This window comes from Bradyrhizobium sp. USDA 241, assembly GCF_049739505.1.
GTDB classification, from domain to species: Bacteria; Pseudomonadota; Alphaproteobacteria; order Rhizobiales; family Xanthobacteraceae; genus Bradyrhizobium; species Bradyrhizobium liaoningense.
This window is the reverse complement of record NZ_JBMGPZ010000004.1, coordinates 1,139,340-1,165,714: the sequence shown is the minus strand read 5'-3', so window position 1 is coordinate 1,165,714 and position 26,375 is coordinate 1,139,340. Positions and strand designations below refer to the sequence as shown.

The window sequence follows — 26,375 nt, the reverse complement described above, 5'->3', positions numbered from 1 at the left end:
GTGAGACGGCGAATCAGGCTCGCCGCTGCGGCATCTTAACGACCTCGGCCAGAATGTCCGCGATTTGCGCCCGCACCGGCTCAAGTCCGTGTGACGTATCCACCACGAAATCGGCACGCCGCCGCTTTTCGGCATCCGGCGTTTGCTTGGCGATGATGGCGTCGAGCTTGGCTTCGTCCATGGTGCCGCGCGCCAGCACCCGCTGGCGCTGGAGTTCGGGCGACGTCGAGACCACGACCACGGCGTCCACCCGCTTGTCGCCGCCGGTCTCGAACAGCAGCGGGATGTCCAGCACCACGACCGGCGCCTTGGCGGCCTCGGCCTCGGCGAAGAATCTCTGCCGGGAGGCGCCCAGCATCGGATGAACGATCTGCTCGAGCTGCTTGATCGCGGCAGGATCTTCCACGACGCGCGCCGACAGTTTTGTGCGGTCGACCTTGCCGCTGACGGTGGTGCCAGGGAAGGCAGCCTCGATCGCGGGAGCCGCTTCGCCCTCATAGAGCTGATGCACGGCGGCATCCGCATCGTAGACGGGCACACCGGCCTCCGCGAATAGTTTCGCGGTGGTGGATTTGCCCATCCCGATCGAGCCGGTCAGTCCGAGGATCCGCATCAAGCCAAAGCCATGTCTGTCGGTCACACTGCAACTAGCCGCTCGCGGCGCAGGAACGCAAGCAGCGGCAGCAGTGGTAGGCCGAGAATGGTGAAATGATCGCCCTCGATCCGCTCGAACAGATGGATACCGAGGCCTTCGAGCTGATAGGCGCCGACGCTGGTCGTGACGGCATCGCCGGCGGCGGCGAGATAGGCCGAAAGCTCGCCCTCGGTCATCTCTCGCATGGTCATGCGGGCGACTGACACGTCCTCGAAAACAATCTTTCCGTCACGCGCCACGGCTACGGCCGAATTCAGCTCGTGGCTCTTGCCGGCGAGATCGCGCAGCTGCGCCAGCGCCTGTGCGCGGCCTGCGGGCTTGTTGAAGAGACGCATACCGAGAGCCAATGTCTGATCGGCGCCGATCACGTAGTTTCCTGGATGACTCGTCGAAACCGCCTTGGCCTTTTCTCGCGCCAACAACAGGGCGATCTCGCGCGGGTTTGAGAGTCTCGATGCGGTCTGAATGCCGCGCTCGTCGATATCCGCCGTCACAGCCTCGAATTCGAGCCCGGCATTGGCCAGCAGCATTTTGCGCGCGCTGCTTTGTGAGGCCAGGATCAACGGAGATGTGCCGCGCCACAGAGCCATGGCAGAAACTATTCCGAGGGCCGGTTGCGCTGGCGATCAGTATAGAGCTTCATGATCGCCGCCGCGGTTTCTTCGATCGAGCGGCGGGTGACGTCGAGCAGCGGCCAGTCATGCTTGGCGCTGAGCTTGCGAGCAAACGCGACCTCCTCGGTGACCGACTGCCTGTCGGTGTAGGTGTCGCTGCCGCTGCCGCTGCCGGACTCGGCTCCCATGGACAACAGGCGATTCTGACGGATCTGAATCAGGCGTTCCGGCGTCGCGTGCAGGCTGACGACCAGCGGCCGCGTCAACGTCTCCAGTTGCGAGGGTACGGGAATGCCCGGAACCAGCGGCACATTGGCGGTGCGGATGCCGCGATTGGCGAGATAGATCGAGGTCGGCGTCTTCGACGTCCGGGACACGCCGACCAGGACCACGTCTGCGTCGTCGAGACCTTCGACGTGCTGACCATCGTCATGAATCATCGTGTAGTTCAACGCGTCGATGCGCTTGAAATATTCCGCGTTGAGGACGTGCTGGGCGCCGACGCGTCCGGTGGTCGCAGCGCCGAGATAGGCTTCGAACAGCTGCATCACCGGGCCGATGATCGACAGGCTTGGAACATTGATCTGCTTGCACTTGTCCTCGAGCCTGGCGACCAGATCCTTTTCGAGCAGCGTGAACAGCACGATTCCCGGCGCTTCCTCGATCTCGTCGAGCACGCGGTCGAGCTGCTTCTGGCTGCGCACCAGCGGATAGACGTGCTCGACCGGCGTCACGTTGGCGTATTGGGCCGCGACCGCGCGCGCCACGGTGATGAGCGTCTCACCGGTGGAGTCGGAGACCAGATGCAGATGGAAATAATTGTTCGAAGTCGGCACAGAAACTCTTTGTATGAGGGCGGGGCGGTTTGTGGATTTCTGTGGACCTTAACCCCTTGGAAAGGGATGTGCGACACCAGGGGCGGGACAACGGCCAATTTTCTTCACACCAGTGCCGGTCAGGACAAGTCCGGCGCCCTCCGACGAGGCGAGCGGGATTGCGCGGATAAGCCTCTTGATAAGCTGCCGACGGGCAAGCGCAAGCTCTTGAGTCCGGGCCGCTTATCCGGACGGCTCGAGGTCGCGCAGGATATGTTAATGGATGTGAACAAGCGCGCGTGAAGTGGCGGACGGAATTGTGTGAGTCCAATCCACGGTCACTAAGACTCAAACCTTAAGATTCTAAAAGTTTTAGGTTTAGAAGAGCCGAGCACGCGGATATGTGTGTGCACCCCAATCTATGAATGAATTCTTACCGGGCTCGTTCCATCCACAGTCCGGTGAGACAGGGCGCGTTCGAACGACATGGATCCCGGTTCGCGTCCAGAAAACGCGAAAGGCAAGACACGGAAGGCTGCCGGAATGTACGAGTGGATCAAGGCGCTGCACGTGATCGCGGTCATCTCCTGGATGGCCGGCATGCTCTATCTGCCGCGGCTGTTCGTCTATCATTGCGAAGCGGAGATCGGCTCGAAGCAGTCGGAAACGTTCAAGGTCATGGAACGCCGGCTGCTCAAGGCGATCATCAACCCGGCCATGATCGTGACCTGGCTGGCCGGTCTCTATCTCGCGTGGTCCGGTCATTGGTTCGCATCGCCCTGGTTGCACGTAAAACTGGCATTGGTCCTGGCGATGTCCGCGGTCCACGGCTTTTTTTCCCGTTGGCTGAAGGATTTTGCCGCCGACCGGCGCCCGCGGAGCCAGAAATTCTATCGCATAATCAATGAGGTGCCGACCGTTCTGATGATCTTCATCGTCATCATGGTGATCGTGAAGCCGTTCTAGGCACGTTGCGCCGACGATTCGCTCAGCGCTTCGGCTTGCGGAGCAGGAAGCGATTTTCTATATTACCGACATCCCACCCAACGCAGGCGGATGTGGTTGTGTCCGAGCTTTCCAGAAGCCGGATACCGCATCAGGTTTGAAGCCTCCCGGCGCTCACCTTGCCAGTCCTGCGGACCTTACCTTCTCACGTCCGCATTTCAGAGCCTCCTCGCACCCCTCTTCTAAGGCTACCCCACAGGACCACCCCAATGCGGGAAATTAAACTCCAGGACCTCAAGTCGAAAACCCCGGCTGAGCTCGTCTCGTTCGCGGAAGAGAACGGGGTCGAGAACGCAAGCACCATGCGCAAGCAGGAGCTGCTGTTCGCCATCCTCAAGCAGCTCGCGATCGCCGAGACCGATATCGTCGGCGAAGGCGTCGTCGAAGTGCTCTCCGACGGCTTCGGATTCCTCCGCTCGCCCGATGCGAATTATCTGCCGGGTCCCGACGACATCTACGTGTCGCCCTCGCAGATCCGTCGTTTTGGGTTGCGTACCGGCGACACCATCGAAGGCCATATCCGCAGCCCGAAGGAGGGCGAGCGCTATTTCGCGCTGCTGAAGGTCAACACGCTCAATTTCGAGGACCCGGAAAAGGCCAAGCACAAGGTCAATTTCGACAACCTCACGCCGCTGTTTCCGAATCAGCGTTTCCGCATGGAAATCGACGATCCCACGCGAAAGGACCTGTCTGCCCGCGTGATCGACATCGTCGCGCCGATCGGCAAGGGCCAGCGCGCATTGATCGTCGCGCCGCCGCGCACCGGTAAGACCGTGCTGATGCAGAACATCGCACATTCGATCACGCACAATCATCCCGAATGCTATTTGATCGTGCTTCTGATCGACGAGCGTCCGGAAGAAGTCACGGACATGCAGCGCTCGGTGAAGGGCGAGGTCGTGTCCTCCACCTTCGACGAGCCGGCGGTACGTCACGTCCAGGTCGCCGAGATGGTGATCGAGAAGGCCAAGCGCCTGGTCGAGCACGGCCGCGACGTCGTGATCCTGCTGGATTCGATCACCCGTCTTGGCCGCGCCTACAACACCGTGGTGCCGTCATCCGGCAAGGTGCTGACCGGCGGTGTCGACGCCAACGCGCTCCAGCGCCCGAAGCGGTTCTTCGGCGCCGCCCGCAACATCGAGGAGGGTGGCTCGCTGACCATCATCGCGACCGCCCTGGTCGATACCGGCAGCCGAATGGACGAAGTCATCTTCGAAGAGTTCAAGGGCACCGGTAACTCGGAACTGATCCTGGACCGCAAGGTGTCGGACAAGCGCACCTTCCCGGCGATCGACATCTCGCGCTCCGGCACCCGCAAGGAGGAGCTCATCACCGATCCGCAGGTGCTCAAGAAGATGTACGTGCTCCGCCGTATCCTCAATCCGATGGGCACGATGGACGCAATCGACTTCCTGCTCGACAAGCTCCGCTCGACCAAGAGCAACTCGGAGTTCTTCGAGTCGATGAATACCTGAGTGCATTGCAGCAAAGGATTGGAGGGCGCCTTTGGGCGCCCTTTTGTTGTGCGGCTTTGCTGCAGCGAATTTGCAGCATGAAGGGTGATTTCCGTCCGGATCGCCGTCGTTCTTTAATGCTTTGATATCACAAGAGAATGCTGGAGCTTGGCTCGACCTGAACTCTCCCGGGGAAGGAACTTTGCAGCAAAATGCTGCATCGCAGCAAGATTCTTGTTGCAAGATTTGATGCAGCAAATCCTCCGGCTAGCCGGCGGAAATCTGAAGTTTGCCTTTTCGGCAGGAGGCGGACAAATAGGCCATGCATCCGCGAGACCAGACCATTTTTGCGCTGTCATCCGGCCGGGCGCCCAGCGCGATCGCGGTGGTGCGTGTGTCGGGCTCGCAGGCCGGCCGGGTGCTGACAAGGCTCGCGGGCCAGCTGCCGGCACCGAGGCAGGCGAGCCGCCGGTTGCTTCGTGACGGCGCGGGCCAGCCGATCGACGATGCGGTGGTGCTCTGGTTTCCAGGACCGGCCAGCGCGACCGGCGAGGACGTCGCCGAGTTTCACGTCCATGGCGGACGCGCGGTGCTTGCGACGCTCCTTGCGGCAATTTCGAGTATTCCGAATAGTCGCGCCGCTGAGCCTGGAGAGTTCACGCGGCGCGCGTTCGAGAACGGCAAGCTCGACCTCACCGAGGCCGAGGGTCTCGACGATCTCATCCACGCCGACACCGACCGGCAACGGCGCCAGGCGCTGCGCCAGTTGCAAGGTCTCCTCGGCGATCACGCGCGCGACTGGCGCGAACGCATCATCGAGGCGTCCGCGCTGATCGAGGCGGGCATCGATTTCTCCGACGAAGGCGACGTGCCGGCCGAATTGATGGCGCCGGCAGTCAGGGCAGTCCAGGCCCTCCACGAGGAAATCTCAAAAGTCCTTGCGGCACAGGGACAAGCTGAACGTCTGCGTGACGGCCTGGTGGTTGCGATTGCGGGCGAGCCGAACGTCGGCAAGTCGACCTTGATGAACCAGCTCGCGCGGCGCGAGGTCGCGATCGTCTCGCCTCACGCCGGCACCACGCGCGACGTCATCGAGGTGCAGCTCGATCTCGACGGCTATCCCGTCACTGTCATCGACACCGCGGGCATTCGCGAGACCGATGATCCCGTGGAGCAGGAGGGCGTGCGTCGGGCGCGGGCGCGAGCCGGGGACGCCGACCTGGTTCTTTGGTTGGTGGAGGGCGGGCAAGCTGTCGATCCGGAAGCCATGCGCTCGCTTCGGACTTCTGGTGGCGGTGCTGTTTCGCCGGACGGCTTAGTTTGGATCGTCCGCAACAAGATCGATCTCGGCGGGCGCGAGGGTGCCGTGCGGCCGGGCGAGGTCCCGATCTCCGCGAGCCGGGGCGACGGCATTCCGGAGCTGGTCGAGGCCCTCGTGACGTTCGCCGCCAACTTCTTCGGAACGACGGAAGGCGCCTTGGTGACCCGGGCGCGGCAGCGCGATTTGCTGCGCCAGGCGTCGGACAGCTTGCGCCGGAGTCTGGAGCTTGTAGAAGAGGGCGAAGAGCTGGCGGCCGAAGAGCTGCGTGCTGCCGCCTATGCCCTGGGCCGGCTGTTGGGACGGGTGGACGTCGAGGACGTCCTCGGGGCGATCTTCCAGAAATTTTGCATCGGAAAATAGCGCTAGTTCTTCATTGTAGAACTAGGATTTGTTCCATTCCTTATGTTTCACGTGAAACAGCCGCGGGTATGGATCGGGGGTCTGTTTCACGTGAAACAGCGGAGAGCTCCGGCCAGTGTGCGGCGGTTCATTGCTTGATCTGAGGGCCGCTGGCCGCGCCTCAATCTCGTCTTTGCGAGTTTGGACCGGCGTCGCGGCGCCGACCCGACGCTAACGGAAATGGGTCGGCATGGTCGAATTCAGTCCACTTTTTCTATGAGCTCTTGCGACGACGCTGCGTCCGCGGGAGGGATTCTGGATTTGCTTCGGTGCCCTCGCAGTGCACGGTCTCGCCGTCGCTCGTTTCGGCTTCTTCGACCGAACTTGTTTCACGTGAAACAGTAATGCCTTCAACGCCCCTTCTACTGTGCATGGGGATGTTTTCGCAAAAAGGCGTATCGCCAGCCACTTCCTGTTTCACGTGAAACACCACCGGCCCCGAGTTTCCACTTCCGGCTTTTTCCGCCCTGGGATAGAAGTCCGACCATGCGAACAGAACGAGCAAGCTTCGACGTCATCGTGATCGGCGGCGGCCACGCCGGCTGTGAGGCCGCGGCTGCTGCTGCACGGATGGGCGCAGCGACCGCTCTGGTGACGCACCATTTCTCGACTGTCGGCGCGATGTCCTGCAATCCGGCCATCGGTGGTCTAGGCAAGGGTCATCTGGTCCGCGAAGTCGATGCTCTCGATGGTCTGATGGGTCGCGTGGGCGACGCTGGCGGCATCCAGTTTCGTGTTCTCAATCGGCGGAAGGGGCCCGCTGTCCGTGGTCCGCGAGCCCAGGCGGACAGGAGGCTTTATGCGGCCGCCATGCAGGCCGCGATCCGGGAAACCGAGGGCCTTTCGGTCATTGAAGGCGAGGCCGACGAACTGATCGTGGCCGAGGGGCGGGTCACGGGTCTTCGCCTGGGTAATGGCCGGGAGCTGCGGGCAGGGGCGATTGTGGTCACCACCGGCACGTTCCTGCGCGGTCTGATCCATCTTGGTGAGAAGAGTTGGCCCGCCGGCCGGGTCGGCGAAGCTCCTGCGATGGGCCTTTCAAGCTCCTTCGAGCGTGCCGGCTTCACCCTCGGACGCCTCAAGACCGGGACGCCGCCCCGCCTGGACGGCACCACGATCGACTGGTCGGCGGTCGAGATGCAGCCCGGCGATGAGCCGCCGGAGCCGTTCTCGGTGCTGACCGAGCGGATCACGACCCCGCAGATCCAGTGCGGGATCACCCGGACCACGGCCGCGACCCATGAGGTGATCCGCGCCAATGTCCATCGCTCTCCGATGTACTCCGGCCAGATCAAGAGCTCCGGCCCGCGCTATTGCCCCTCGATCGAGGACAAGATCGTCCGCTTCGGCGACCGCGACGGCCATCAGATCTTCCTGGAGCCGGAAGGGCTGGACGATACGACGGTCTATCCCAACGGCATCTCGACATCGCTGCCGGAGGAGGTCCAGCTTTGCGATCCTCGCCAGCATTCCGGGCCTGGAGCGGGTGAAGATGGTGCGGCCGGGCTATGCCATCGAATACGACCACATCGATCCTCGCGAGCTCGATCCGACCCTGCAGACCAAGCGCTTGCGCGGGCTGTTCCTGGCCGGGCAGATCAACGGCACCACCGGATATGAAGAGGCCGCCGGGCAGGGCATCGTGGCCGGGCTGAATGCGGCGTTGTCCGCCAGCGGAGCCGCACTGACGGTATTCGATCGGGCGGATGGCTATCTCGGCGTCATGATCGATGACCTCGTCACCCGCGGGATCAGCGAGCCGTATCGGATGTTTACCTCCAGGGCCGAATATCGTTTGACGCTGCGGGCCGACAATGCGGACCAGCGCCTGACCGAGAAGGGCATTGCCTTGGGATGTGTCGGCACCGCCCGAACCCGACATCACCGCGCCAAGATGGACGCCCTGGACACGGCCCGGACACTGTCGAAGTCCCTGACCATCACCCCGAACGAGGCAAGCAAGCACGGCCTGTCACTGAACCGGGATGGCCAGCGCCGGTCGGCCTTCGAGCTGATGGCGTATCCGGAGATCGGCTGGAGCCAGGTCCGCGCGATCTGGCCGGAGTTGGCGGCGATCGATCCTGTCATCGCCACCCATCTCGAGATCGACGCGAAATACGATGTCTATCTGGAGCGCCAGAGCGCCGACGTCGAAGCGTTCAGGCGCGACGAGGGGATGGTGCTCTCGGACGTCGATTACCAGCAGGTCCCGGGTCTCTCCAACGAGGTCCGGGCCAAGCTGGAGAAGGCCCGGCCCTTCACCGTCGGCCAGGCTGGCCGGATCGATGGGATGACACCGGCCGCCCTCGGCATCCTCGCGGCTTATCTGCGCCGTGAAGCCCGGAAAACTTCCAAGGCAATTGCATAGGCGTTTCACGTGAAACAGCGCGGACCGGGCGGGGACAGGCCGCTATCGCGACGAGCCGGAGCAGGCGCCGCCGTGCGCCAATCCGACACGACACCGGGCCGACCGAAGATCGCCAACGCCAACGATCAGTCGCTGGACGCGATCATCGCAGCCGACAAGATCGCGGCGCTCAAGCTCGCCCCCGTTTCACGTGAAACCGAAGCCCGGCTCGATTGCTACATCGCTCTGCTGCGCGAGTGGCAGGCCAAGACAAATCTGGTCGCGCCGTCGACCCTGCCGCATCTCTGGACGCGGCACATTGCCGATTCGCTTCAGCTGGTCGATCTCGCGCCGACCGCAAAACGCTGGGCCGACCTCGGCAGCGGCGGCGGCTTTCCCGGCGTCGTCCTCGCCTGCGCCATGGCGGGGACGCCGGGCGCGAGCGTCCACCTCGTCGAGCGAATCGCCAAGAAGGCGGCTTTCCTGCGCGAAGCGATTCGCGTCACCACATCTCCGGGGGTCGTACATCTCGCCGAGATCGGGGATAATGTGGATAGAATCACCGGCCTCGTCGATTGCGTCACCGCGCGCGCATTGGCTCCGCTACATCAACTCATTGGCTTTGCGGAGCCGCTGATGCGCCAAGGCGCAAAGGCGTTGTTTCTGAAGGGTCAAGATGTAGAGGCTGAATTGACCGAAGCCGCTAAATATTGGAATATTCGACCTCAGCTCCATCAAAGCCGTACGGGTGACGGCTGGATCGTGGAGCTGACGTCCGTCGAGCGACGCGGGTGAGGCGTTCAGGGGTGAGTGGGGAATTGCGATGAGCGTGATTGACGAACCGCAGCAAGAACAGACGGCCCAGGAGACCAATGAGGTCCCGCATGGTCACCCGCGCATCCTGGCGCTGGCGAATCAGAAGGGCGGTGTGGGAAAGACAACCACAGCGATCAACCTCGGCACGGCGCTCGCGGCGATCGGCGAGCGCGTCCTGATCGTCGATCTCGATCCCCAGGGCAATGCCTCGACCGGCCTCGGCATCGATCGCCGCAACCGCTCCTGCTCGACCTACGACGTGCTGGTCGGCGAAGCCGCGTTGCGCGAGGCGGTGGTCTCGACCGCGGTGCCGCGGCTGCACATCGCGCCCTCGACCATGGATCTCTCCGGCCTCGAGCTCGAGCTCGGCACCACGCCCGGCCGCGCCTTCAAGCTGCGCGACGCTATCGGCGCGCTCAACAACAACGTCTCGCCGGACGCCGACTACACCTATGTGCTGATCGACTGCCCGCCCTCGCTCAACCTGCTCACGGTGAACGCGATGGCGGCCTCCGATGCGATCCTGGTGCCGCTGCAATGCGAGTTCTTCGCGCTCGAGGGTCTGTCGCAACTGCTGCAGACGGTGGAGCAGGTGCGTTCGACGCTCAATCCGAACCTGTCGATCCACGGCATCGTGCTGACCATGTTCGACTCGCGCAACAACCTCTCGAATCAGGTCGTCGCCGACGTCCGCCAGTTCATGGGGGAGAAGGTCTACAAGACCATGATCCCGCGCAACGTGCGCATCTCCGAAGCGCCGTCCTACGGCAAGCCGGTGCTGGTCTACGATCTCAAATGCGTCGGCAGCGAAGCCTACCTGCGGCTCGCCACCGAGGTGATCCAGCGCGAGCGCGAGCTGCGCACGACGCATTGACGCTACCGTAGGGTGGGCAAAGGCGTCTTCGCCGTGCCCACCGTCTTCCGCACAATCGGTGGGCGCGCTTCGCTTTGCCCACCCCGCGATAATTCAGTTCTGGAGTGCTGCACCGTGAATCCAAGGGAGCTGGCGATGGCCGACGAAGCGCGTTCGCGACTGGGCCGAGGTCTTGCGAGTCTGATCGGTGACGTCGGCGGCGAGGCTCAGCATGTCGATCGTCCGCGCGCACAGCGCAAGGTGCCGATCGAGTTCATCAAGCCCAACCCGCGCAACCCGCGCCGCACCTTTTCGGAGACCGAGCTCAAGGAGCTCTCCGACTCCATCAGGCAGCACGGCGTGATCCAGCCGATCGTGGTGCGTCCGGTGAAGGGCGCGCAGGATCGCTACGAGATCATCGCGGGCGAGCGGCGCTGGCGCGCCTCGCAGCTCGCCGGCCTGCATGACGTGCCGATCGTTCCGGTCGACATCAGCGACAGCGACGCGCTGGAGTTCGCGATCATCGAGAACGTGCAGCGCGAAGACCTCAACCCGATGGAGGAGGCGCAGGGTTATCACGCGCTCGCGAACGAGTTCAAACGCAGCCAGGACGACATCGCGAAGGTCGTCGGCAAGAGCCGCAGCCACGTCGCCAACATGATGCGGCTGACGAAGCTGCCGGCAGAGGTGCAGGCCTACATCGCGACCGGCGAATTGACGGCGGGCCACGCCCGCGCGCTGATCGGCGTGCCGGATCCGCTTGCCGCCGCCAAGCGCATCGTCGAGGAGGGGCTCAACGTCCGCCAGGCCGAGGCTCTGGCGCACGAGGAAGGCGTGCCCGAGCGCAAGCCGCAGAAGGCGCGCGCCGGCGCGAAGGAAAAGGACCCCGATACGATCGACCTCGAAAAGCGTGTCAGCGACGCGCTGGGTCTCAAGGTCACCGTCAATCATCGCGATCCCGGCGGCTCCGTGCAGATCAACTACCGCAACCTCGATCAGCTCGACGAGGTGATGAAGCGGCTCGCCAAGGGCGCGCTGTAGGCCCGAACCTCGCCGTCGTCCCCGCCTTCGCGGGAACGATGGCGAGCGCGTGGCGCGCGTCTGCCTCCACATCCACATCGTCATTGCGAGCACAGCGAAGCAATCCAGAATCTTTCCGCGGAGGGATTCTCGATTGCTTCGCTATGCTCGCAACGACGTGGAGAGAGCGGAGGCTCAGCCACGCCGCTTCGCGTTCGCCGCAATCGCCATCAGTGCGCGCTGGGCTATGGCTGCGGCGAGGGTGGACTGCTTGCGGGTGTCGAGCGCGGCGGTTGCCAGCTGCTCGATGATGGCGGCGAGCCGCGCCGGGCTGAAATTGCGCAGCGCGGCTTCGACCGCGGGCTTTCGCGAAAAATGCAGGCGTGGAAAGCCGCCGTCGAGCACGGCGGAGGCCGGCGTGCCGTCGGCGATGGCGAGCGCGGATTTGTGCAGCCATGCAGCCTGCCGCAGCGCGGCGGAGATGATCACGCCGGGATAGGTGCCGGCGATCATGGCCTTGGCGAATTCGGTCTCGACGATGTCGGGCCGTCCGGCAAAGGCGCCGTCGACGATCGGATCGAGCTTCAGCTCCGATGCATCGGCGACCACGGCCATGACGTCATCCAGCGTGACCTCGCCCTTGCCGTGGGCGTAGAGCGTCAGCTTGCGCAGCTCGTTGCGCGAGGCCTGGCGGTCACCGCCGAGAAAGGACATCAGCGCCGCGCGGGCGTCCTGCGCGATGCGCAGATTCGCGATGCGGAGCTCGTCCTCCATCAGCCTGGCAAGATCGCGCTCGGTGTCGGGATAGCAGCCGATCGCCACGGCCGTCTTGGCGCGCTCGCAGGTCTTGCGCAGCGGCGATTCCGGGCGAAGCTCGCCGGCCTCGATCACGATGCGGCAATCCTTCACGTTCATCTCGGCCAGCGTCTCGATGCCGCTGGCAAAGCTGCGCGAGCCGGCGCGAACGCGGATGGCGCGGCGGCCGCCGAACAGCGGCACGGTCATGGCCTCGTCGACGAGGCGCGAGGGCTCGGCGGAGAGCTCGTCGCCGTCGAGCTTGACCAGCGAGAACGGATCGTTGGGATCGTCGACGCTGGACGCGATCAGCGCATCGGCGCGCTCGCGCACGAGGCCGGCATCGGGACCGTAGAGCAGGATGATCGGACGGCCCGCATCAGGGCGGGCGAGGAAAGCGTCGATCTCTTTTCCGCGCAGCGCGACCATGGTCTAGATCGTCATTCCGGGACGCGCAGAGCGCGAATTGCGGTGCGCGATCGCGCACCAGAGAATCCAGAGGCTGGAAATCGACATTCCGGGTTCACGCTTCGCGTGCCCCGGAATAACGGGAACTGACTCAGGTGCCTGCGGTGAAGAACGAGGCGAGCCGGGTGGAGATGTTCTCGGCGATCTCGTTGGCGGCGCGATCCTCGGCATCGCGCACGGCGCGGGTGCGCGAGAAGCGCTGATAGGATCCCGGCATGTCATAGGACACGCGTGAGAATGTCGAGCCGGTCATGACGGACTTGCCGGTCGCGACGTCGACCAGATTGTACTGGGCGTCGATGCCGAGATTCTCGCTGGTCGGCAGTCCGGTCGCGGCGCTGACGATCAGCGAGGAGCGGCTGGTGACGAAGCGGATATCCAGCCGGTGGGTCGGCGGCATGCCCGTCGCCGTGCCGTAAAGCTTGAAGGCCAGCGCGTTACGGATTTCGACGCCGACGCGGGCCTCGCGCGAAGCATTGGGCTTGTTGATCGGGGGTAGCTCGACGCCCATCAGCCGTTCGCGCAGACCGGGTGTGCCGTCGGTGCGCTCGGCATACATCGGCTGGAAGCAGCCTGCCGTCAGCGCCGCCAATGCAGCGACTGCCAGCAAGCGGGCTGCGATACGGATCCTAGCCGACAACATTCACGATCCTCTTGGGAACGATGATCACCTTGCGGACGGGCTTGCCGTCCAGGGCCAGCTTTACCGCATCGAGGGCCAAAACGGCAGCCTCGATTTCCGGATTCTGGGCCGCTGTTGCAACTGTGACCTCACCCCGCTTCTTGCCGTTGACCTGGACCACCAGGGTCACGCTGTCTTCGACGAGCAAATCGCGTTCGATTTGGGGCCAATTGGCCTCCGAAACCAGCCCCTTCTGGCCCAGAACCCGCCAGCACTCCTCGGCCAGATGCGGCATCATCGGAGAGAACAGCTGGACCAGGATCTGGCTGGCCTCCCGGATCGCCCAGGCCAGATCTGGCGCCAGGTCGGCTGCGGGCTGGCCCGGGCGCTGGAGCACCTCCGAGAAAATATTGGTGAACTCGCGGATATGGGCGAGGCAGACGTTGAAGTGCAGCCGCTCGATGCCGGTGGTGACCTTGTCCAGCGCGCCATGGGCGGCCTTGCGCAAGGTGGTCGCGTCCGGGCCGAAGCTGGCCGGCCGGGCCGCCGGCGCACCGTTGCCGAGTTCGACGGAATCGTTCACCAGCCGCCACAGCCGCTGCACGAAGCGCGAGGCGCCCTGGACGCGCTCGTCGCTCCAGATCACGTCGCGGTCGGGCGGGGAGTCCGACAGCATGAACCAGCGGGCCACGTCGGCGCCGTAGGTCTCGATGATGTCGTCGGGGTCGACCGTATTCTTCTTCGACTTCGACATCTTCTCGATCGGGCCGATCTGGATGTCCTCGCCTGACGTCAGCAACGTTGCGCGGCGCCCGTTGCCGCCGACCTCGATCTTCACCTCGGCCGGCTGCACATAGGTGCCGTCGGCCTTCTGGTAGGTCTCGTGCACCACCATGCCTTGCGTGAACATGCCGGCGAACGGCTCGTCCAGCGCAATGTGCCCGGTCGCCTTCATCGCGCGGGTGAAGAAGCGGCTGTAGAGCAGATGCAGGATCGCGTGCTCGACGCCGCCGATATACTGATCGACCGGCAACATCCGGTTGGCGACCGCAGGCGTCGTCGGCGCGTTCTCGTTCCAGGGATCGGTGAAGCGCGCAAAGTACCAGGACGAATCCACAAACGTGTCCATGGTGTCTGTTTCGCGCTGGGCCTTGCCGCCGCATTGCGGGCAGGTGACGTGCTTCCAGGTTGGATGATGATCGAGCGCGTTGCCCGGTTTATCGAATGTCGCGTCGTCCGGCAGCTTCACCGGCAGGTCCGCATCCGGCACCGGCACCACATCGCATTTCGGACAGTGAATGACGGGAATCGGGCAACCCCAATAGCGCTGGCGCGAAATGCCCCAGTCGCGCAGGCGGAAATTCACCTGGCGCTCGCCAACCGGTGCGTTGCCGCGCAGCTCCGTCTCGAGACGCTTCGCCACCTCTTCCTTGGCCTGCTCGATGGTCATGCCGTCGAGGAAGCGCGAATTGATCATGCGGCCGTCACCGTCATAGGCGGTGTCGGTGATCACGAAGGTCTTGGGATCCTGGCCTTCCGGGCACACGACGGGCGTGTTGCCGAGATTGTACTTGTTGACGAAGTCGAGGTCGCGCTGGTCGTGCGCCGGGCAGCCGAAGATGGCGCCGGTGCCGTATTCCATCAGCACGAAGTTCGCGACATAAACCGGCAGCTTCCAGCTGGGGTCGAACGGGTGCACCGCGCGGATGCCGGTGTCGAAGCCCTGCTTCTCCGCGGTGTCGATGATCTCCTGCGCGGTGCCGATCTTCTTGATCTCCGCGATGAACTCCGCAAGCCTAGGGTTCTTCGCCGCGGCCGCCTGCGCCAGCGGATGATCCGCCGAGATCGCCATGAATTTCGCGCCGAATAGCGTGTCCGGGCGCGTCGTGAAGATCTTCAGCTCGCTCTCGCCTGCCGGCGTCGTCGCTGGATCGAGCGCGAAGCGGACCAGCAGGCCCTCCGAGCGGCCGATCCAGTTGCGCTGCATCAGCCGCACCTTGTCGGGCCAGCGGTCCAGCCCGTCCAGCGCGCTCAAGAGCTCCTGCGAGTACTTCGTGATCTTGAAGACCCACTGGTTCATTTCCCGCTGTTCGACCACGGCACCCGAACGCCAGCCGCGGCCGTCGATCACCTGCTCGTTGGCGAGCACGGTCATGTCGACGGGGTCCCAGTTCACCTTGCGCTTCTCGCGCTCGGCGAGACCTTCGCGCAGGAAGTCCAGAAACATCTTCTGCTGGTGCTTGTAATAGCTGGGATCGCAGGTTGCGATCTCGCGGCTCCAGTCCAGCGACAGCCCGATCGAGCGGAGCTGCTTCTTCATCGCGGCGATGTTGTCGTAGGTCCAGGCCTTCGGGGCGACCTTGCGCTCGATCGCGGCATTCTCGGCGGGCAGGCCGAAGGCATCCCAGCCCATCGGATGCAGCACGTTGAAGCCCTTGGCGCGCATGAAGCGGGCCAGCACGTCACCCAGTGTGTAATTCCGGACATGGCCGATATGGATGCGCCCGGAAGGGTAGGGGAACATCTCGAGCACATAGTATTTCGGCCGCGGATCGTCGTTCCTGGAGACGAAGATCGCCTGCTCGTCCCAGAGGCGTTGCCAGCGCGGTTCGGCGTCGCGGGCGTTATAGCGTTCGGAGGTCATGGAATCGTTGGGTTTTCGTGGGTTCGGCCGTCTCAAGACGGCGGACTAGGCCATAGAAGACCTCAGGGGGTCAATGGGTTGCCGCGTTCTGGAACTTCGGTCGCGCCTCCGCATAACTACGAGGGCCCGCGTTGGGGTGTGATTAAGGGGTCGATGCCAATTTGCGGCCCGACAGGGCCGCATGACCGCGATGGATTCCAGCTTCGACGATCCCGATTACGACTATGCCGCGTCCATCGCCGGACGGGCGATGCGGAGCATGGTCGAACAGCGCATTGCGCCGACTCCGGCCAATTTCGCGGTCTGGTTCCAGTATTTCGCAGGCAGTCATGACGATCTGCGCAACGCGATCGATCTGCTGATCGACCACAATCGTCCCTTCGATGCGCGAACCAATCAGGATCTGTTCGAGACCTACGTCGCGCCCCAGGCGAGTGCCGCCGCGGTCGACACTTCCGAGCGGCTGCAGGCGCTCATGGGGGCCGCGAAGGAATTTCTGGCGACCGCGATCGCCGACAATCATTCGCAGATGCAGGTCATCAGCCAGGTGGCCGACCAGGGCAGGGCCGGCGTCGATCCAAAGCTGCTGGTCGCCCAGCTCATGAACGAGCTGGCGCGGGCCGCCACAAGGGCGACGCGGCTGGAGGCAGGCTTTGCGGAAAAGACCCGCGAGCTCGACGTGATCCGCGATTCGCTGTCGAGGTCCGAGCAGCGCGCCCGGACCGACATGTTGACGGGGCTGGCGAACCGGCGGGCCCTCGACGAATTCCTGCGCAAGGCGCAGACCACCGCGGAATGGGGCGAGCCGCTCAGCGTGCTGATGCTCGATATCGACTACTTCAAGGCCTTCAACGACAATTTCGGCCATGGCGTCGGCGACCAGGTGCTGCGCCTGATGGCGAAGGTGCTGCGCGAGAAAGTCCGCGAGCAGGATCTGCCGGCCCGCTATGGCGGCGAGGAGCTGATCGCGGTGCTGCCGGACGCCGATCTTGGCACATGTGCCGAGCTCGCCGAGCGCATCAGGCGCGCGATTGCCGAATGCACGATCACGCGCCGCTCGACCGGCGAGATCCTGCCGAACATCAGCGTGTCGATCGGCGTGGCGCAGTACCGGACCGGCGAGGCGATCACCGATCTGATCGAGCGTTGCGATCGCGCGCTCTATCTCGCCAAGAGCGGCGGCCGCAATCGCGTCGTGACGGAGGTCGAGCTCGAGCGGGCCGGGCCTGCGCTCTAGGCGCTGGCCACCATCATCATATCAGCCGCGCCGGTCTCGATCGCCTGCACGCCGTGCTCGACGACATTGTTGCGGCCGCGGTGCTTGGCGGCATAGAGCGCGGCGTCGGCGGCTTCGATCAGGTCGCCGGGACGCAAGGACTCGTTCGGCTTTGTGGCGGCAACCCCGATCGAGACCGTGACGATCATGTGGCTCGAGGTGATGTGCGGCAGGCAGAGTCTCAGCACGGCCGCCCGCACCTGTTCGCCGATTTCGGCGGCGCGCATCACGTCGGTATTCGGCAGCAAGAGGCAGAATTCCTCGCCGCCATAACGTGCCGCAAAGCCCATCGTGTCGGCGGCGATGCCGGACAGCGACTCGCCGAGACGGGTCAGGCAGGAATCGCCTTCGAGATGGCCGTAAGTGTCGTTGAACAGCTTGAAATGGTCGACGTCGATCATCAGGAGCGCGAGGTCGCTGCCATATTGCTGCGCGCGCATCCATTCGAAATCGAGCCGGCTCTGGAAACCGCGGCGGTTGGCGAGCCCCGACAGCATGTCGATCGAGGCCATCACCGTCAGCCGGTCGTTGCTCGCGATCAGCTCGCGCTCGCGCTGGCTCAGTTGCGCAGCCATCGCGTTGAAGGCGCGGGCCAGCGGAACGAACTCGGCCGGCAGCCGATTGCGTGCCGCGCGGGCCGACAGGTCGCCCTCGCCGAGACGCTTCGCCATGTCGGCGAGCATCTCGATCGGCTTGATGACGAGTTTCTCGGCGGCAATCAGCGCGCCGAGAAGGACGAACACGACGACGAAAGCGAGCTGCAGATAGGCGGTGCGGATGTCGCGGTTGACCGCTGCTGACACCTTGTCTTCATCGATGCTGGCGATCAGGCGGGCATTGGTGCCGGCGATGCGGATATAGCTGACCGCGCGGCGGGAGCCGTCGGCGGCGAGGAAGGACAGTGAACCCTCATCCTGGTCGGACCGCAGCGCCTTGTCCGCGATTGCGGACATCAGCGGCATGTTGTCGAGGGGACGGCCGACCGTGCTGTGCTGATCGGCGGGCGCCGCCAGCACGGTGCCCGCGCTGTCGACCAGCACCGCGGTGATGCCGGCGCGGCCGCCCAGATTGCTCATGACCTTCGACATCCAGTCGAGATTGACGGTGGCGAGCACGACGGCATCGGGCACCCCGCTGAAGGCCGAGACCGGATAAACCGCCATCACGGTCGGCGAGAGCACCGGCCGCGACAGGATGAAATCGCTGAGAACGAAGCGGCCGGTTTGCTGTGCCTGCTGGAAGTAGGGCCGGTCGCTGAGATCGAGGCCGACATACATGTTGTTGGTGGCGCATTGGATGCGTCCGTCCTGGCCGGCGATCAAAAGCGTGCGGATCCAGGGAAGGCTCGACGGCAGGCTTGCGCGCAGCACGTCGCAGCTCTTGCTGATGCCGCCGGCGGAGGCGCGGATGAAGGCTTCCGATTTCAGGATGGTCTCGACCGACGAGATCACCTCGCGCTGCGCATCGGCACTGTGCCTTGCCACCGTGGTGAACTCGGCCGCAGCCTGCGCGATCTGTCGCACACGCGTGTCTTCGAGCGAGCGGATGCGCTCGAGCATTAACGGCGCAACGAGAATGACCGCAAGCAACGCAAGCCGCGCCCGGATTCCCAGAACCTGCTTGAGTTTCGCGCGTTTGCGGTTGAGACTGACGCTTGCCATCTTCGTTACCCACCCCATGGGCCAAGGTAAAGCGAAGGGTTCAAAAACTGTTTCTTGAACTCGGTAAAATTGGACTTAACTCGGGCTACGATCCCGGCCAAGAGACGTCATGACAGAAGCCATTGCCGCGCCGGTAACCGGCCATTCACCAAACGCGCTCGCCGCGGTCGAAGCTGAAATTGACCGCGCCTGCAAGGACGCGCGGCGCGACCGCGCCTCCGTGACGCTGATCGCGGTGTCCAAGACTTTCGCCGCCGATGCAATTATCCCGGTCATTGCCGCCGGACAGCGGGTATTCGGCGAGAATCGGGTGCAGGAGGCCAAAAGCAAGTGGCCGGCCTTAACGTCTGTTTACCCCGATATCGCGCTGCATCTGATCGGGCCGCTGCAATCCAACAAGGCGAAAGAGGCGGTCGCGCTGTTCGACGCGATCCATTCGGTCGATCGCCCGAGCATTTGCCAGGCATTAGCCAAGGAAATCGAATCCCAGAACAAGCACCCGCAGCTCTTCGTCCAGATCAATACCGGCGAGGAACCGCAGAAGGCCGGCGTCGCGCCCGGCGAGGCCGATGCCTTCCTCGCGAGCTGCCGCGACACCTATGGGCTTACGATCTCCGGACTGATGTGCATCCCGCCGGTCGACGAACCGCCGGCGGCGCATTTTGCCCTCACCGCCAAGATCGCCGCGCGCAATGGATTGACGAATCTCTCGATGGGCATGAGCGCCGATTTTGCCACGGCGATCATGCTCGGCGCCACGCATGTGCGCGTGGGGTCTGCGATCTTCGGGCATCGGTAGAAGCCGTTTAGCCGCTATCGACGGCGCAAGGCGCACGACCGACGCTCACGCCCGTGTCCCGGACAAGCTGCAACGCTTGAAGCGTTGCAGCGCAGAGCCGGGACCCACGGCGACACGGCACAATGCGGCGAGATGGGCTCCGGCTCTGCAGCGCACCGCTGAAGAAGCGCTGCGCTGCGTCCGGGGCACGAGCGCGAAACGTGGCGCTCGCAACGACGGCGGCGTTGCGAGTCGCGCCTACACGAACTCCACCGACACCTTGCCGAGCATGCCAAAGTCCGTCGCAAACCGATCGCCAGCCCGGATCGGCAGCGGCGGATGGCATGTGCCCGTCGTCACCACCTGCCCTCCCCGCAAGGTGATGCCAAGGCTGCTGAGTTCATTCGCAAGCCAGGCGAGAGCTGCGCGCGGATCGCCCAGCACGCTTCTGCCGTGGCCGATATGGCGCTCGCCACGCAGCGTGATCTGCGGCCGTTCCTCGACGAGATCCATCGCCCGCCAGTCCGCCGATGTCGCGGCGCCCAGCACGAACAGATGCGCGCAGGCATTGTCGGCGATGAGCTGCGCCTCGCCCGCGCTGACGAAATCGGCAAAGCGCGAATCAGGAATCTCGATCGCGGGATGCAGTGTCTCGACGGCGTCGAGCACCTCGCGAGTGGTGTACGGCACCGCGCGCGGCGGCAGATCGCGTCCGATGCGGAAGGCGAATTCCGGCTCGCCGACGCGCATCTCGTTGCCTTTCATCGGCGCAGTCCCGCCGTCAGCGATCACGGTGTCGCTCATGATGCGCCCGGCCAGCGGCCCCGTGACATTGATGTGCTTCTGGCCGGCCTCGCTCGTGGCTGCGATCTTCCAGCCGAACAATGTCCCGCTCGATCGTCGCTCGAGCTCAGCCTGGATGGCGTAGCCGTCGGCGCGGTTCTGCGGCCGCAAGCGCGCTTCCAGGGCGTCCAGCTTGGTGCCGTCGCGCCAATGTCCGACCAGCACCTCTGAAGCGGCGGCGATCTGGTCCTTGTCGAGCATGCACCCTCACCCGATGATGATTCTTGTTCGCGGGCCCAAGCGCCGCAGCAATTGCAGCATCGCAGACTTCGTCATGGAGACGCAGCCCGCGGTCGGGCCGAAATTGTCGCGGGCCAGGTGCAGGAACACCGCGCTGCCGCGGCCGGCGATGCGCGGTCTGGTGTTGTGGTCGATCTCGATGATGAAGTCATAGAGGTGGTCGGCCCGCTTGAGCCGGTCACCGCCCTGCCCCTCGCCCAGCCGGATGCCCTGATTGTAATGGCGGTCCCGTGGATCCTCGCACCAGGCGTCTGCGCCGGTGATCATCCGGGCCGGCAAGAACGTCCGGGGGCGGCTATGCCGGTCGCCCCGCCACCACAGCCGCCTGGGACGGAAGCTGCCCCTGGGGGTGCCGCCATCGCCCTCGCGCTTGTTGGCGAGAATGCCGCCCCGCCCCAGCGCAACCGGGATGGTCAGCGCTCCGGCCGTCAGCCAACCCCTGCGCGGATTACCTGCAGCAGGCTTAACGCGGATCGCGGAGAGCGGCCCGGCCCTTCGATTCCTGGCGTAACTCACTGAAGAAGCTCTGTTTTTCACGTGAAAGTGCAATGTCGAATTCATTACAGGACATTCATCAAATGGCCCTGCTATTCTGAGTTAGAGTGCTTGTGGCTTGTGAATCGGTAACAGCCCACTACTTCAACACGAACAACAATAAAACGGCGACCCTAAACTTCCCTCGCGGCTGGGCGCGGCATGGATGCGCGCCGAGCCGGACCCTAAAAGGATGACCTCCCATGCCCAATGCCCGCAAGATCCTGATCGTGGATGACGACACCGATCTGCGCGATACGTTGGTGGAGCAATTATCGCTACACGAAGAATTCGAAGCCTCCGCGGTCGACACCGGCGCCAAGGGCGCGAGCGCCGCCAAGGCCAACTCCCCCGATCTGGTCCTGATGGATGTCGGCCTGCCCGACACCGACGGCCGCGAGGTGGTCCGCTCCTTGCGCAAGGGCGGCTTCAAGGCCCCGATCATCATGCTGACCGGGCACGACACCGATTCCGACACGATCCTGGGGCTGGAATCCGGCGCCAACGACTATGTCGCAAAGCCCTTCCGCTTCGCTGTACTGCTGGCCCGCATCCGAGCCCAGCTCCGCCAGCACGAAGCCAGCGAGGACGCGGTGTTCTCGGTCGGCCCCTACTCCTTCCGTCCCGGCTCGAAGATGCTGACCGCGGCCAATGCGCGCAAGGTCCGCCTCACCGAGAAGGAAACGGCGATTCTCCGCTTCCTCTACCGGGCAGGCCAGATGCCGGTGTCGCGCGAGACCCTGCTCCAGGAGGTCTGGGGCTACAATTCCGGCGTCACCACCCACACGCTGGAAACCCACATCTATCGGCTTCGCCAGAAGATCGAGAAGGACGCCGCCAACCCCGAGATCCTGGTCACCGAAGCCGGTGGCTACAAGCTGGTGCCGTGATACGTTCCGGAAACGCGCGATTCGTCGTAAATTGGCGCGTTCCTCGAGCCACGGACCGGAATGTCAATCGACGACGACGTAGCGCTTCTCGAGCGTGTCCCGACATTGCGCCTGTTGGGAGACGCCTCGTTGCGCATGCTGGCGATCGGTTCCGAGCAGCGTGACTTCGTCCGCGGTGATGTCCTGTTCGATCTCGGCGACGCCGCCGATGCCGGCTTCGTGGTTCAGCGCGGCGCCTTCAGGGTCGAAGACGGCGCCGGCGCCGAAATGATCGCCGGTCCCGGCGCGCTGATCGGCGAGCTCGCACTGGTGGTGCCGATGAAGCGGCCATCGCGTGCGATCGCGCTGGAGCATTCCTCCGTCATCCGCGTCGCACGCAGCCTGTTCCAGCGCGTGCTGGAGAGCGACCCCGCGGCCGCCGTGCGCCTGCGCGACGAATTCGCGGTGCGCTCCAGCCAGATCGCCAGCGATATCCTGATGGCCGGCGCGAAGCTGACGTCTTGAGTCTCTCTGTTGTCGTTCCGGGGCGCGACGAAGTCGCGAGCCCGGAATCCATTCATCAGAGCTGGCCCCGCAAATTCGGACAGTAGCTTGAGTGGATTTTCTGCCTGACAGCGGCGAGGATTCTTGCTGCGAATCAGGAGCGAAGATGACGAAGAAGAGCCGCCGGACGCATTCTCCGGCATTCAAGGCGAAGGTTGCTTTGGCTGCGGTCAAAGGCGACAAGACACTGGCGGAGCTGGCGCAACTGTTTGATGTTCATCCGAACCAGATCACGATCTGGAAAAACCAGCTCCTGGAAGGCGCCGCCGGCGTGTTTGGGCATGACAAGACATCGGCCGAGACGCCGGTCGATTTGAAGGCGTTACATGCCAAGATCGGCGAGCTGGCGTTGGAAAACGATTTTTTGTCCGGCGCGCTCACCAAGGCGGGCCTGCTGAGCGCAAAGCGATGATCGACCGCGATCATGATCTTTCTATCGTGCGCCAGGCGAAGGTCCTGAAGCTGGCTCGCAGCACGGTCTACTATGAACCTCGGCCAGTTTCGGCCGAGGACCTTGCCTTGATGCGTCGGCTCGATGAGCTGCATCTCGATTATCCCTTCGCGGGAGCGCGTATGCTGCGATCGTTGCTGCGGCGGGAGGGCGTATACGCCGGTCGCCGCCACATCGCGACGCTGATGAAGCGCATGGGGATCGAGGCGGTCTATCGTCGCCCGAACACGAGCAAGCCGGCTCCGGGTCACAAGATCTACCCGTACCTGTTGCGCGGATTGAAGATCGAGCGGCCCGACCATGCGTGGGCAATGGACATCACCTACATTCCGATGCGGCGTGGCTTCGTCTATCTCGCGGCGGTCGTCGATGTGTTCAGCCGACGGGTCCTGGCCCATCGCGTCTCGATCACAATGGAGGCGGCCTTCTGCGTCGAAGCGGTCCAGGAGGCGTTGGCGAAGCACGGCAGGCCCGAGATTTTCAACACGGATCAGGGCAGCCAGTTCACCAGCCTCGAGTTCACCGATGTGCTGCTGGACGCGAAGATCGCCATCAGCATGGACGGCAAGGGCGCCTGGCGCGACAACGTGTTTGTCGAGCGGCTCTGGCGCACGGTCAAATACGAAGAAGTATATCTCCGCGCCTACGACAGCGTGTCCGAGGCGCGAGCGTCAATTGCCAAGTATCTGGCCTTCTACAATCAGGGACGCCCTCACTCGAGCCTTGACGGGCGCACGCCCGACGAGGCTTACTTCGGCACGCAAGCTATGGTGATGGCCGCATGACCGTCGCCGACGGTTTTGTCGTCGCTCTGGTCGGGCTACGCCCTCCCGACGCAACGACAAAACCGTAAAGCCCCGCGTTCAGCATAACCCGGCAGGAATCCACTTAAATCCAGCGGGGCGCTGTCCAAACAACCGGGGCCAGCTCTATCCACCAACTCTGCCGCTTGATGGATTCTCAGGTGCGCAATTGCGCACCATAGCTCGCGCTGCGCACGCCCCGGAATGATAGGTGACTTTTAAAGATCGAGCGTCACCGTCACAGGCACATGGTCCGACGGCCGCTCCCAGCTCCGCGCGTCGCGCAGAATCTTGAAATCGCTGACCGCGTCCTTCAGCGCGCGCGAGACCCAGATGTGATCCAGCCTGCGGCCGCGGTCGCCGACGGTCCAGTCCGCGGAACGATAGCTCCACCACGTATAGACCTTCTCCGACATCGGGATGCGCTCGCGCGCGACGTCGATCCATTCGCCGGCGGCGAGCGCCGCCTTCAGCTTCTCGGTTTCGACGGGTGTGTGCGAGACGACTTTCAGAAGCTGCTTGTGCGACCACACGTCGTTCTCGTGCGGGGCGACGTTGAGGTCGCCGACCAGGATGTGGCGGTCCTCGCCGCGCGGATGCAGCGGCTCGCACGCCTTCATCTCGTCGAGGAAGCGAAGCTTGTGGTCGAACTTCTCGTTCCCCCGTGGGTCGGTCAAAATCCCCCGGGTATGGTCACTTGAAACTCCCCCACCTGATGATCGCCGTCAGCGCCGCTGAACAGCAGTAGCCGGTCAGGCAGGACGTTTATGTTCGACCCCTTTAGCCAGCAAGGGGCCGGGGAGTTGAACGTCTTGAAGCGACATCTGCAAAGCACCGTACTTACATTACTTGATCGCAACACCAGCCAGCGCGAGATTCACCGGCTGACGGGTGTCGATCGCAAGACGATCCGGCGTTATCAGGCGCTGCGGGCCGGTGCGGAGGCAAATTCCCCCGGGGAAGTGACCACCGGCTCGGTGAGCGCGGACGGCCAAATTCCTCCACCCCGACCACCGGCTTTTGGGACATCGGAAGCGACGGTCACCAGCAGCCTGGCCCGTTCGGCTTGCGAAGCGCATCGGACGTGGATCGAAGAACAGGTCCGGCTGAAGCGGAACGCGCAGGCGATTTACCAGGACCTGGTTGATCAATTTGGCTTTCCGTCCAGCTACCAGAGTGTCAAGCGGTTTGTGCGCCGGTTGCGGCACGCTGATCCTGAGCAGTTTGATCGTCTTGAGTTCCTCCCCGGCGAGGAAGCTCAGGTCGACTATGGCGAGGGCGCGCCGACGGTTGATCCGAAGAGCGGGCGGTACCGTCGTCCCCGCCTGTTCGTGATGACGCTACGCTACTCGCGGCGCAGCTTCCGGCGGGTAGTCTGGAAGTCCAGCCAACAAGTCTGGGCGCAGCTCCACGAAGAGGCGTTCCGGTATTTTGGCGGGGTCCCCAGCTATGTCGTGCTCGACAACCTGAAGGAAGGCGTCCTCAAGCCGGATTTGTACGAGCCCCAGCTCAACCCGATTTACAGCGCGATGCTGGCTCATTACGCCGTGGTCGCCGATCCCGCGCGCGTGGCCGATCCAAATCGGAAAGGATGCGTCGAGAATGCGATTCAACATACCCAGGGCACTGCGCTGGCCGGACGGCGCTTCGAGACGCTGGAGGCGCAAAACGAGTTCTTGAGGCACTGGGAGGAGAACTGGGCTTCCAAACGCATCCACGGCAGCACGCGCCGTCAGGTCGAGGCGATGTTCCAGGAAGAGAAGCCGCACCTGCGGCCGCTGCCTGTCGCTCCCTTCCGCATCTTCACCGAAGTCGTCCGGACTGTCTGCGACGACACCACCGTACGCGTCGACAACAGCTATTACGCCGCGCGGCCCGCGCCGATCGGCAGCCAGGTCGTCGTGCGCATCTACACCACCACGATCGAGATCCGTGATCGCCACACCCGTGCGCTGCTGCGTGTTCATTCCCGGATGGCGCACCCCGGTTCTGTCGTCCTGCCGACCAGCGAACGGCCGTTCAACCCGTCGCGGCAAACCGCCGTGCTGCTGGCGAGCGCCGAGCGCATCGGACCGCAGACCAGGGCCTTGTGCCAGCAGGTGTTCGACACCGAAGGGCGCCCCGGACAGCGCGCGATGTGGGGCATTGTCGGGCTGGGCCGGAAGTATCCGGCGCGGCTGGTCGAGCAGGCCTGCGCGCACGCCATCGACAACCGCATCTACCGCTACAAGCACGTGCGTGCGACCGTCGAGCGGTTGTTCGAACAGGCGATCGAGCAGGTTGGAGTGACGCCACAGCCGGCATCGCCGCTCACCCAGGATCATCCGCTGATCCGTACCCCCGCGGAATACGGCGACCTCTTCAGCCGCGCTGTGCGGCGCGACGCCGACGACAATGGTCGGCAGGCCGAGGCTCACGACGATCACGCCACGGCAATCCGCGCTCGTGTCGCCTGCGCAACCCCGGCCAACTCCGGCGCCACGAGCGCTCCCGCTGCACCTTCTCACCTTAAACTGGAGACCTAGCCA

At 64.0% G+C, this 26,375-nt stretch carries 22 protein-coding genes and 2 pseudogenes; 13 read left to right on the top strand and 11 right to left on the bottom strand.

From position 1 onward, the window contains the following. Positions 1–13: 13 nt before the first annotated feature. From coaE to ABIF91_RS15285, 3 genes are read right to left on the bottom strand one after another with little or no spacing between them, the layout of a single operon-like run. Positions 14–613 carry a dephospho-CoA kinase gene (coaE, locus tag ABIF91_RS15295; protein WP_028181897.1) on the bottom strand — a complete coding sequence of 200 codons (600 nt, stop codon included), beginning with the start codon at positions 611–613 and terminating at the stop codon, positions 14–16. 23 nt (positions 614–636) lie between these two features. Continuing rightward, on the bottom strand, positions 637–1,245 hold the full coding sequence (locus tag ABIF91_RS15290) for a Maf family nucleotide pyrophosphatase (RefSeq protein WP_035668978.1): 609 nt from the start codon (positions 1,243–1,245) through the stop codon (positions 637–639). 8 nt (positions 1,246–1,253) lie between these two features. Continuing rightward, a complete protein-coding gene (locus ABIF91_RS15285; RefSeq protein WP_424579226.1) occupies positions 1,254–2,105 on the bottom strand; it encodes a pyruvate, water dikinase regulatory protein in 852 nt (283 codons plus the stop codon). Between the two features lie 522 nt (positions 2,106–2,627). Between ABIF91_RS15285 and hemJ the strand changes: the two genes are divergently transcribed. From hemJ to mnmE, 3 genes are all read left to right on the top strand, one after another. Continuing rightward, positions 2,628–3,050: a protoporphyrinogen oxidase HemJ gene (hemJ, locus tag ABIF91_RS15280; RefSeq protein WP_028181379.1), complete on the top strand. Its 423-nt coding sequence runs from the start codon at positions 2,628–2,630 to the stop codon at positions 3,048–3,050. 248 nt (positions 3,051–3,298) lie between these two features. Then, positions 3,299–4,564 (top strand): transcription termination factor Rho, encoded by a 1,266-nt coding sequence (gene rho, locus ABIF91_RS15275; RefSeq protein ID WP_028181378.1) that lies wholly within the window; start codon positions 3,299–3,301, stop codon positions 4,562–4,564. Between the two features lie 301 nt (positions 4,565–4,865). After that, positions 4,866–6,224: a tRNA uridine-5-carboxymethylaminomethyl(34) synthesis GTPase MnmE gene (gene mnmE, locus ABIF91_RS15270; protein WP_424579225.1), complete on the top strand. Its 1,359-nt coding sequence runs from the start codon at positions 4,866–4,868 to the stop codon at positions 6,222–6,224. Positions 6,225–6,477: 253 nt separating this feature from the next. On the opposite strand, the gene ABIF91_RS15265 is transcribed toward mnmE, so the two are convergent. Then, the gene (locus ABIF91_RS15265; protein ID WP_155252043.1) at positions 6,478–6,768 is read right to left on the bottom strand and encodes a hypothetical protein; all 291 of its coding nucleotides are present in this window, start codon (positions 6,766–6,768) and stop codon (positions 6,478–6,480) included. Here ABIF91_RS15265 and mnmG point away from each other — a divergent pair. The 4 genes and pseudogenes from mnmG to ABIF91_RS15245 all read left to right on the top strand — a co-directional run bounded on the left by mnmG (position 6,750) and on the right by ABIF91_RS15245 (position 11,320). Beyond that, a pseudogene (mnmG, locus tag ABIF91_RS15260) lies at positions 6,750–8,631 on the top strand (tRNA uridine-5-carboxymethylaminomethyl(34) synthesis enzyme MnmG). The gene ABIF91_RS15265 and the pseudogene mnmG overlap by 19 nt on opposite strands. Before the next feature lie 108 nt (positions 8,632–8,739). Continuing rightward, positions 8,740–9,405: a 16S rRNA (guanine(527)-N(7))-methyltransferase RsmG gene (rsmG, locus tag ABIF91_RS15255; protein WP_193374329.1), complete on the top strand. Its 666-nt coding sequence runs from the start codon at positions 8,740–8,742 to the stop codon at positions 9,403–9,405. Between the two features lie 28 nt (positions 9,406–9,433). Further along, a complete protein-coding gene (locus tag ABIF91_RS15250) occupies positions 9,434–10,300 on the top strand; it encodes a ParA family protein (protein ID WP_028181374.1) in 867 nt (288 codons plus the stop codon). A 135-nt stretch (positions 10,301–10,435) separates the two neighbouring features. Continuing rightward, positions 10,436–11,320 (top strand): ParB/RepB/Spo0J family partition protein, encoded by an 885-nt coding sequence (locus tag ABIF91_RS15245; RefSeq protein WP_028181373.1) that lies wholly within the window; start codon positions 10,436–10,438, stop codon positions 11,318–11,320. Between the two features lie 174 nt (positions 11,321–11,494). Here ABIF91_RS15245 and holA read toward each other — a convergent pair whose 3' ends face one another. From holA to leuS, 3 genes are all read right to left on the bottom strand, one after another. Next, positions 11,495–12,523, bottom strand: a complete 1,029-nt coding sequence (gene holA, locus ABIF91_RS15240) for a DNA polymerase III subunit delta (RefSeq protein ID WP_028181372.1) — start codon at positions 12,521–12,523, stop codon at positions 11,495–11,497. A 130-nt stretch (positions 12,524–12,653) separates the two neighbouring features. After that, on the bottom strand, positions 12,654–13,205 hold the full coding sequence (gene lptE, locus ABIF91_RS15235) for an LPS assembly lipoprotein LptE (RefSeq protein WP_028181416.1): 552 nt from the start codon (positions 13,203–13,205) through the stop codon (positions 12,654–12,656). Continuing rightward, positions 13,192–15,828 carry a leucine--tRNA ligase gene (gene leuS / locus ABIF91_RS15230; protein WP_028181417.1) on the bottom strand — a complete coding sequence of 879 codons (2,637 nt, stop codon included), beginning with the start codon at positions 15,826–15,828 and terminating at the stop codon, positions 13,192–13,194. The genes lptE and leuS overlap by 14 nt, the downstream gene beginning before the upstream one ends. A 190-nt stretch (positions 15,829–16,018) precedes the next feature. Between leuS and ABIF91_RS15225 the strand changes: the two genes are divergently transcribed. Beyond that, on the top strand, positions 16,019–17,065 hold the full coding sequence (locus ABIF91_RS15225) for a GGDEF domain-containing protein (protein ID WP_028181418.1): 1,047 nt from the start codon (positions 16,019–16,021) through the stop codon (positions 17,063–17,065). On the opposite strand, the gene ABIF91_RS15220 is transcribed toward ABIF91_RS15225, so the two are convergent. Next, the gene (locus ABIF91_RS15220; protein WP_028181419.1) at positions 17,062–18,765 is read right to left on the bottom strand and encodes a diguanylate cyclase domain-containing protein; all 1,704 of its coding nucleotides are present in this window, start codon (positions 18,763–18,765) and stop codon (positions 17,062–17,064) included. The two genes, ABIF91_RS15225 and ABIF91_RS15220, sit on opposite strands and share 4 nt — an antisense overlap. A gap of 109 nt (positions 18,766–18,874) precedes the next feature. Between ABIF91_RS15220 and ABIF91_RS15215 the strand changes: the two genes are divergently transcribed. After that, positions 18,875–19,564 carry a YggS family pyridoxal phosphate-dependent enzyme gene (locus tag ABIF91_RS15215; RefSeq protein WP_028181420.1) on the top strand — a complete coding sequence of 230 codons (690 nt, stop codon included), beginning with the start codon at positions 18,875–18,877 and terminating at the stop codon, positions 19,562–19,564. 237 nt (positions 19,565–19,801) lie between these two features. Here ABIF91_RS15215 and ABIF91_RS15210 read toward each other — a convergent pair whose 3' ends face one another. Beyond that, positions 19,802–20,587 (bottom strand): 2-keto-4-pentenoate hydratase, encoded by a 786-nt coding sequence (locus ABIF91_RS15210; protein WP_028181421.1) that lies wholly within the window; start codon positions 20,585–20,587, stop codon positions 19,802–19,804. A gap of 6 nt (positions 20,588–20,593) precedes the next feature. Continuing rightward, a complete protein-coding gene (locus ABIF91_RS15205) occupies positions 20,594–21,187 on the bottom strand; it encodes a L,D-transpeptidase family protein (RefSeq protein ID WP_028181422.1) in 594 nt (197 codons plus the stop codon). A 176-nt stretch (positions 21,188–21,363) separates the two neighbouring features. On the opposite strand from ABIF91_RS15205, the gene ABIF91_RS15200 reads away from it, so the two are divergent. The 3 genes from ABIF91_RS15200 to ABIF91_RS15190 all read left to right on the top strand — a co-directional run bounded on the left by ABIF91_RS15200 (position 21,364) and on the right by ABIF91_RS15190 (position 23,829). Beyond that, on the top strand, positions 21,364–22,050 hold the full coding sequence (locus ABIF91_RS15200) for a response regulator transcription factor (protein ID WP_024338712.1): 687 nt from the start codon (positions 21,364–21,366) through the stop codon (positions 22,048–22,050). Positions 22,051–22,110: 60 nt separating this feature from the next. After that, positions 22,111–22,554, top strand: a complete 444-nt coding sequence (locus ABIF91_RS15195; RefSeq protein ID WP_028181423.1) for a Crp/Fnr family transcriptional regulator — start codon at positions 22,111–22,113, stop codon at positions 22,552–22,554. Between the two features lie 145 nt (positions 22,555–22,699). Next, positions 22,700–23,829, top strand: a protein-coding gene (locus ABIF91_RS15190) for an IS3-like element ISRj2 family transposase (protein WP_129557670.1) whose coding sequence is annotated in 2 segments (ribosomal slippage) — positions 22,700–22,952 and positions 22,952–23,829 — 1,131 coding nt in all. Because the reading frame shifts where the segments join, the coding sequence is not laid out codon by codon here. A gap of 236 nt (positions 23,830–24,065) precedes the next feature. On the opposite strand, the pseudogene ABIF91_RS15185 reads toward ABIF91_RS15190, so the two are convergent. Next, positions 24,066–24,518: pseudogene (locus tag ABIF91_RS15185) on the bottom strand (exodeoxyribonuclease III); the annotation flags it as partial. Positions 24,519–24,614: 96 nt separating this feature from the next. On the opposite strand from ABIF91_RS15185, the gene istA reads away from it, so the two are divergent. Beyond that, positions 24,615–26,372, top strand: a complete 1,758-nt coding sequence (gene istA, locus ABIF91_RS15180) for an IS21-like element IS1631 family transposase (RefSeq protein ID WP_100214066.1) — start codon at positions 24,615–24,617, stop codon at positions 26,370–26,372. Positions 26,373–26,375 lie beyond the last annotated feature (3 nt).

Bases quoted from the DNA above. Each gene is read 5' to 3' on its own strand.
- coaE (WP_028181897.1), bottom strand. From the start codon at position 613: ATGCGGATCCTCGGACTGACCGGCTCGATCGGGATGGGCAAATCCACC.
- ABIF91_RS15290 (WP_035668978.1), bottom strand. From the start codon at position 1,245: ATGGCTCTGTGGCGCGGCACATCTCCGTTGATCCTGGCCTCACAAAGC.
- hemJ (WP_028181379.1), top strand. From the start codon at position 2,628: ATGTACGAGTGGATCAAGGCGCTGCACGTGATCGCGGTCATCTCCTGG.
- rho (WP_028181378.1), top strand. From the start codon at position 3,299: ATGCGGGAAATTAAACTCCAGGACCTCAAGTCGAAAACCCCGGCTGAG.
- mnmE (WP_424579225.1), top strand. From the start codon at position 4,866: ATGCATCCGCGAGACCAGACCATTTTTGCGCTGTCATCCGGCCGGGCG.
- ABIF91_RS15250 (WP_028181374.1), top strand. From the start codon at position 9,434: ATGAGCGTGATTGACGAACCGCAGCAAGAACAGACGGCCCAGGAGACC.
- ABIF91_RS15245 (WP_028181373.1), top strand. From the start codon at position 10,436: ATGGCCGACGAAGCGCGTTCGCGACTGGGCCGAGGTCTTGCGAGTCTG.
- holA (WP_028181372.1), bottom strand. From the start codon at position 12,523: ATGGTCGCGCTGCGCGGAAAAGAGATCGACGCTTTCCTCGCCCGCCCT.
- lptE (WP_028181416.1), bottom strand. From the start codon at position 13,205: ATGTTGTCGGCTAGGATCCGTATCGCAGCCCGCTTGCTGGCAGTCGCT.
- leuS (WP_028181417.1), bottom strand. From the start codon at position 15,828: ATGACCTCCGAACGCTATAACGCCCGCGACGCCGAACCGCGCTGGCAA.
- ABIF91_RS15225 (WP_028181418.1), top strand. From the start codon at position 16,019: ATGGATTCCAGCTTCGACGATCCCGATTACGACTATGCCGCGTCCATC.
- ABIF91_RS15220 (WP_028181419.1), bottom strand. From the start codon at position 18,765: ATGGCAAGCGTCAGTCTCAACCGCAAACGCGCGAAACTCAAGCAGGTT.
- ABIF91_RS15215 (WP_028181420.1), top strand. From the start codon at position 18,875: ATGACAGAAGCCATTGCCGCGCCGGTAACCGGCCATTCACCAAACGCG.
- ABIF91_RS15210 (WP_028181421.1), bottom strand. From the start codon at position 20,587: ATGCTCGACAAGGACCAGATCGCCGCCGCTTCAGAGGTGCTGGTCGGA.
- ABIF91_RS15205 (WP_028181422.1), bottom strand. From the start codon at position 21,187: ATGAATTCGACATTGCACTTTCACGTGAAAAACAGAGCTTCTTCAGTG.
- ABIF91_RS15200 (WP_024338712.1), top strand. From the start codon at position 21,364: ATGCCCAATGCCCGCAAGATCCTGATCGTGGATGACGACACCGATCTG.
- ABIF91_RS15195 (WP_028181423.1), top strand. From the start codon at position 22,111: ATGTCAATCGACGACGACGTAGCGCTTCTCGAGCGTGTCCCGACATTG.
- istA (WP_100214066.1), top strand. From the start codon at position 24,615: ATGTTCGACCCCTTTAGCCAGCAAGGGGCCGGGGAGTTGAACGTCTTG.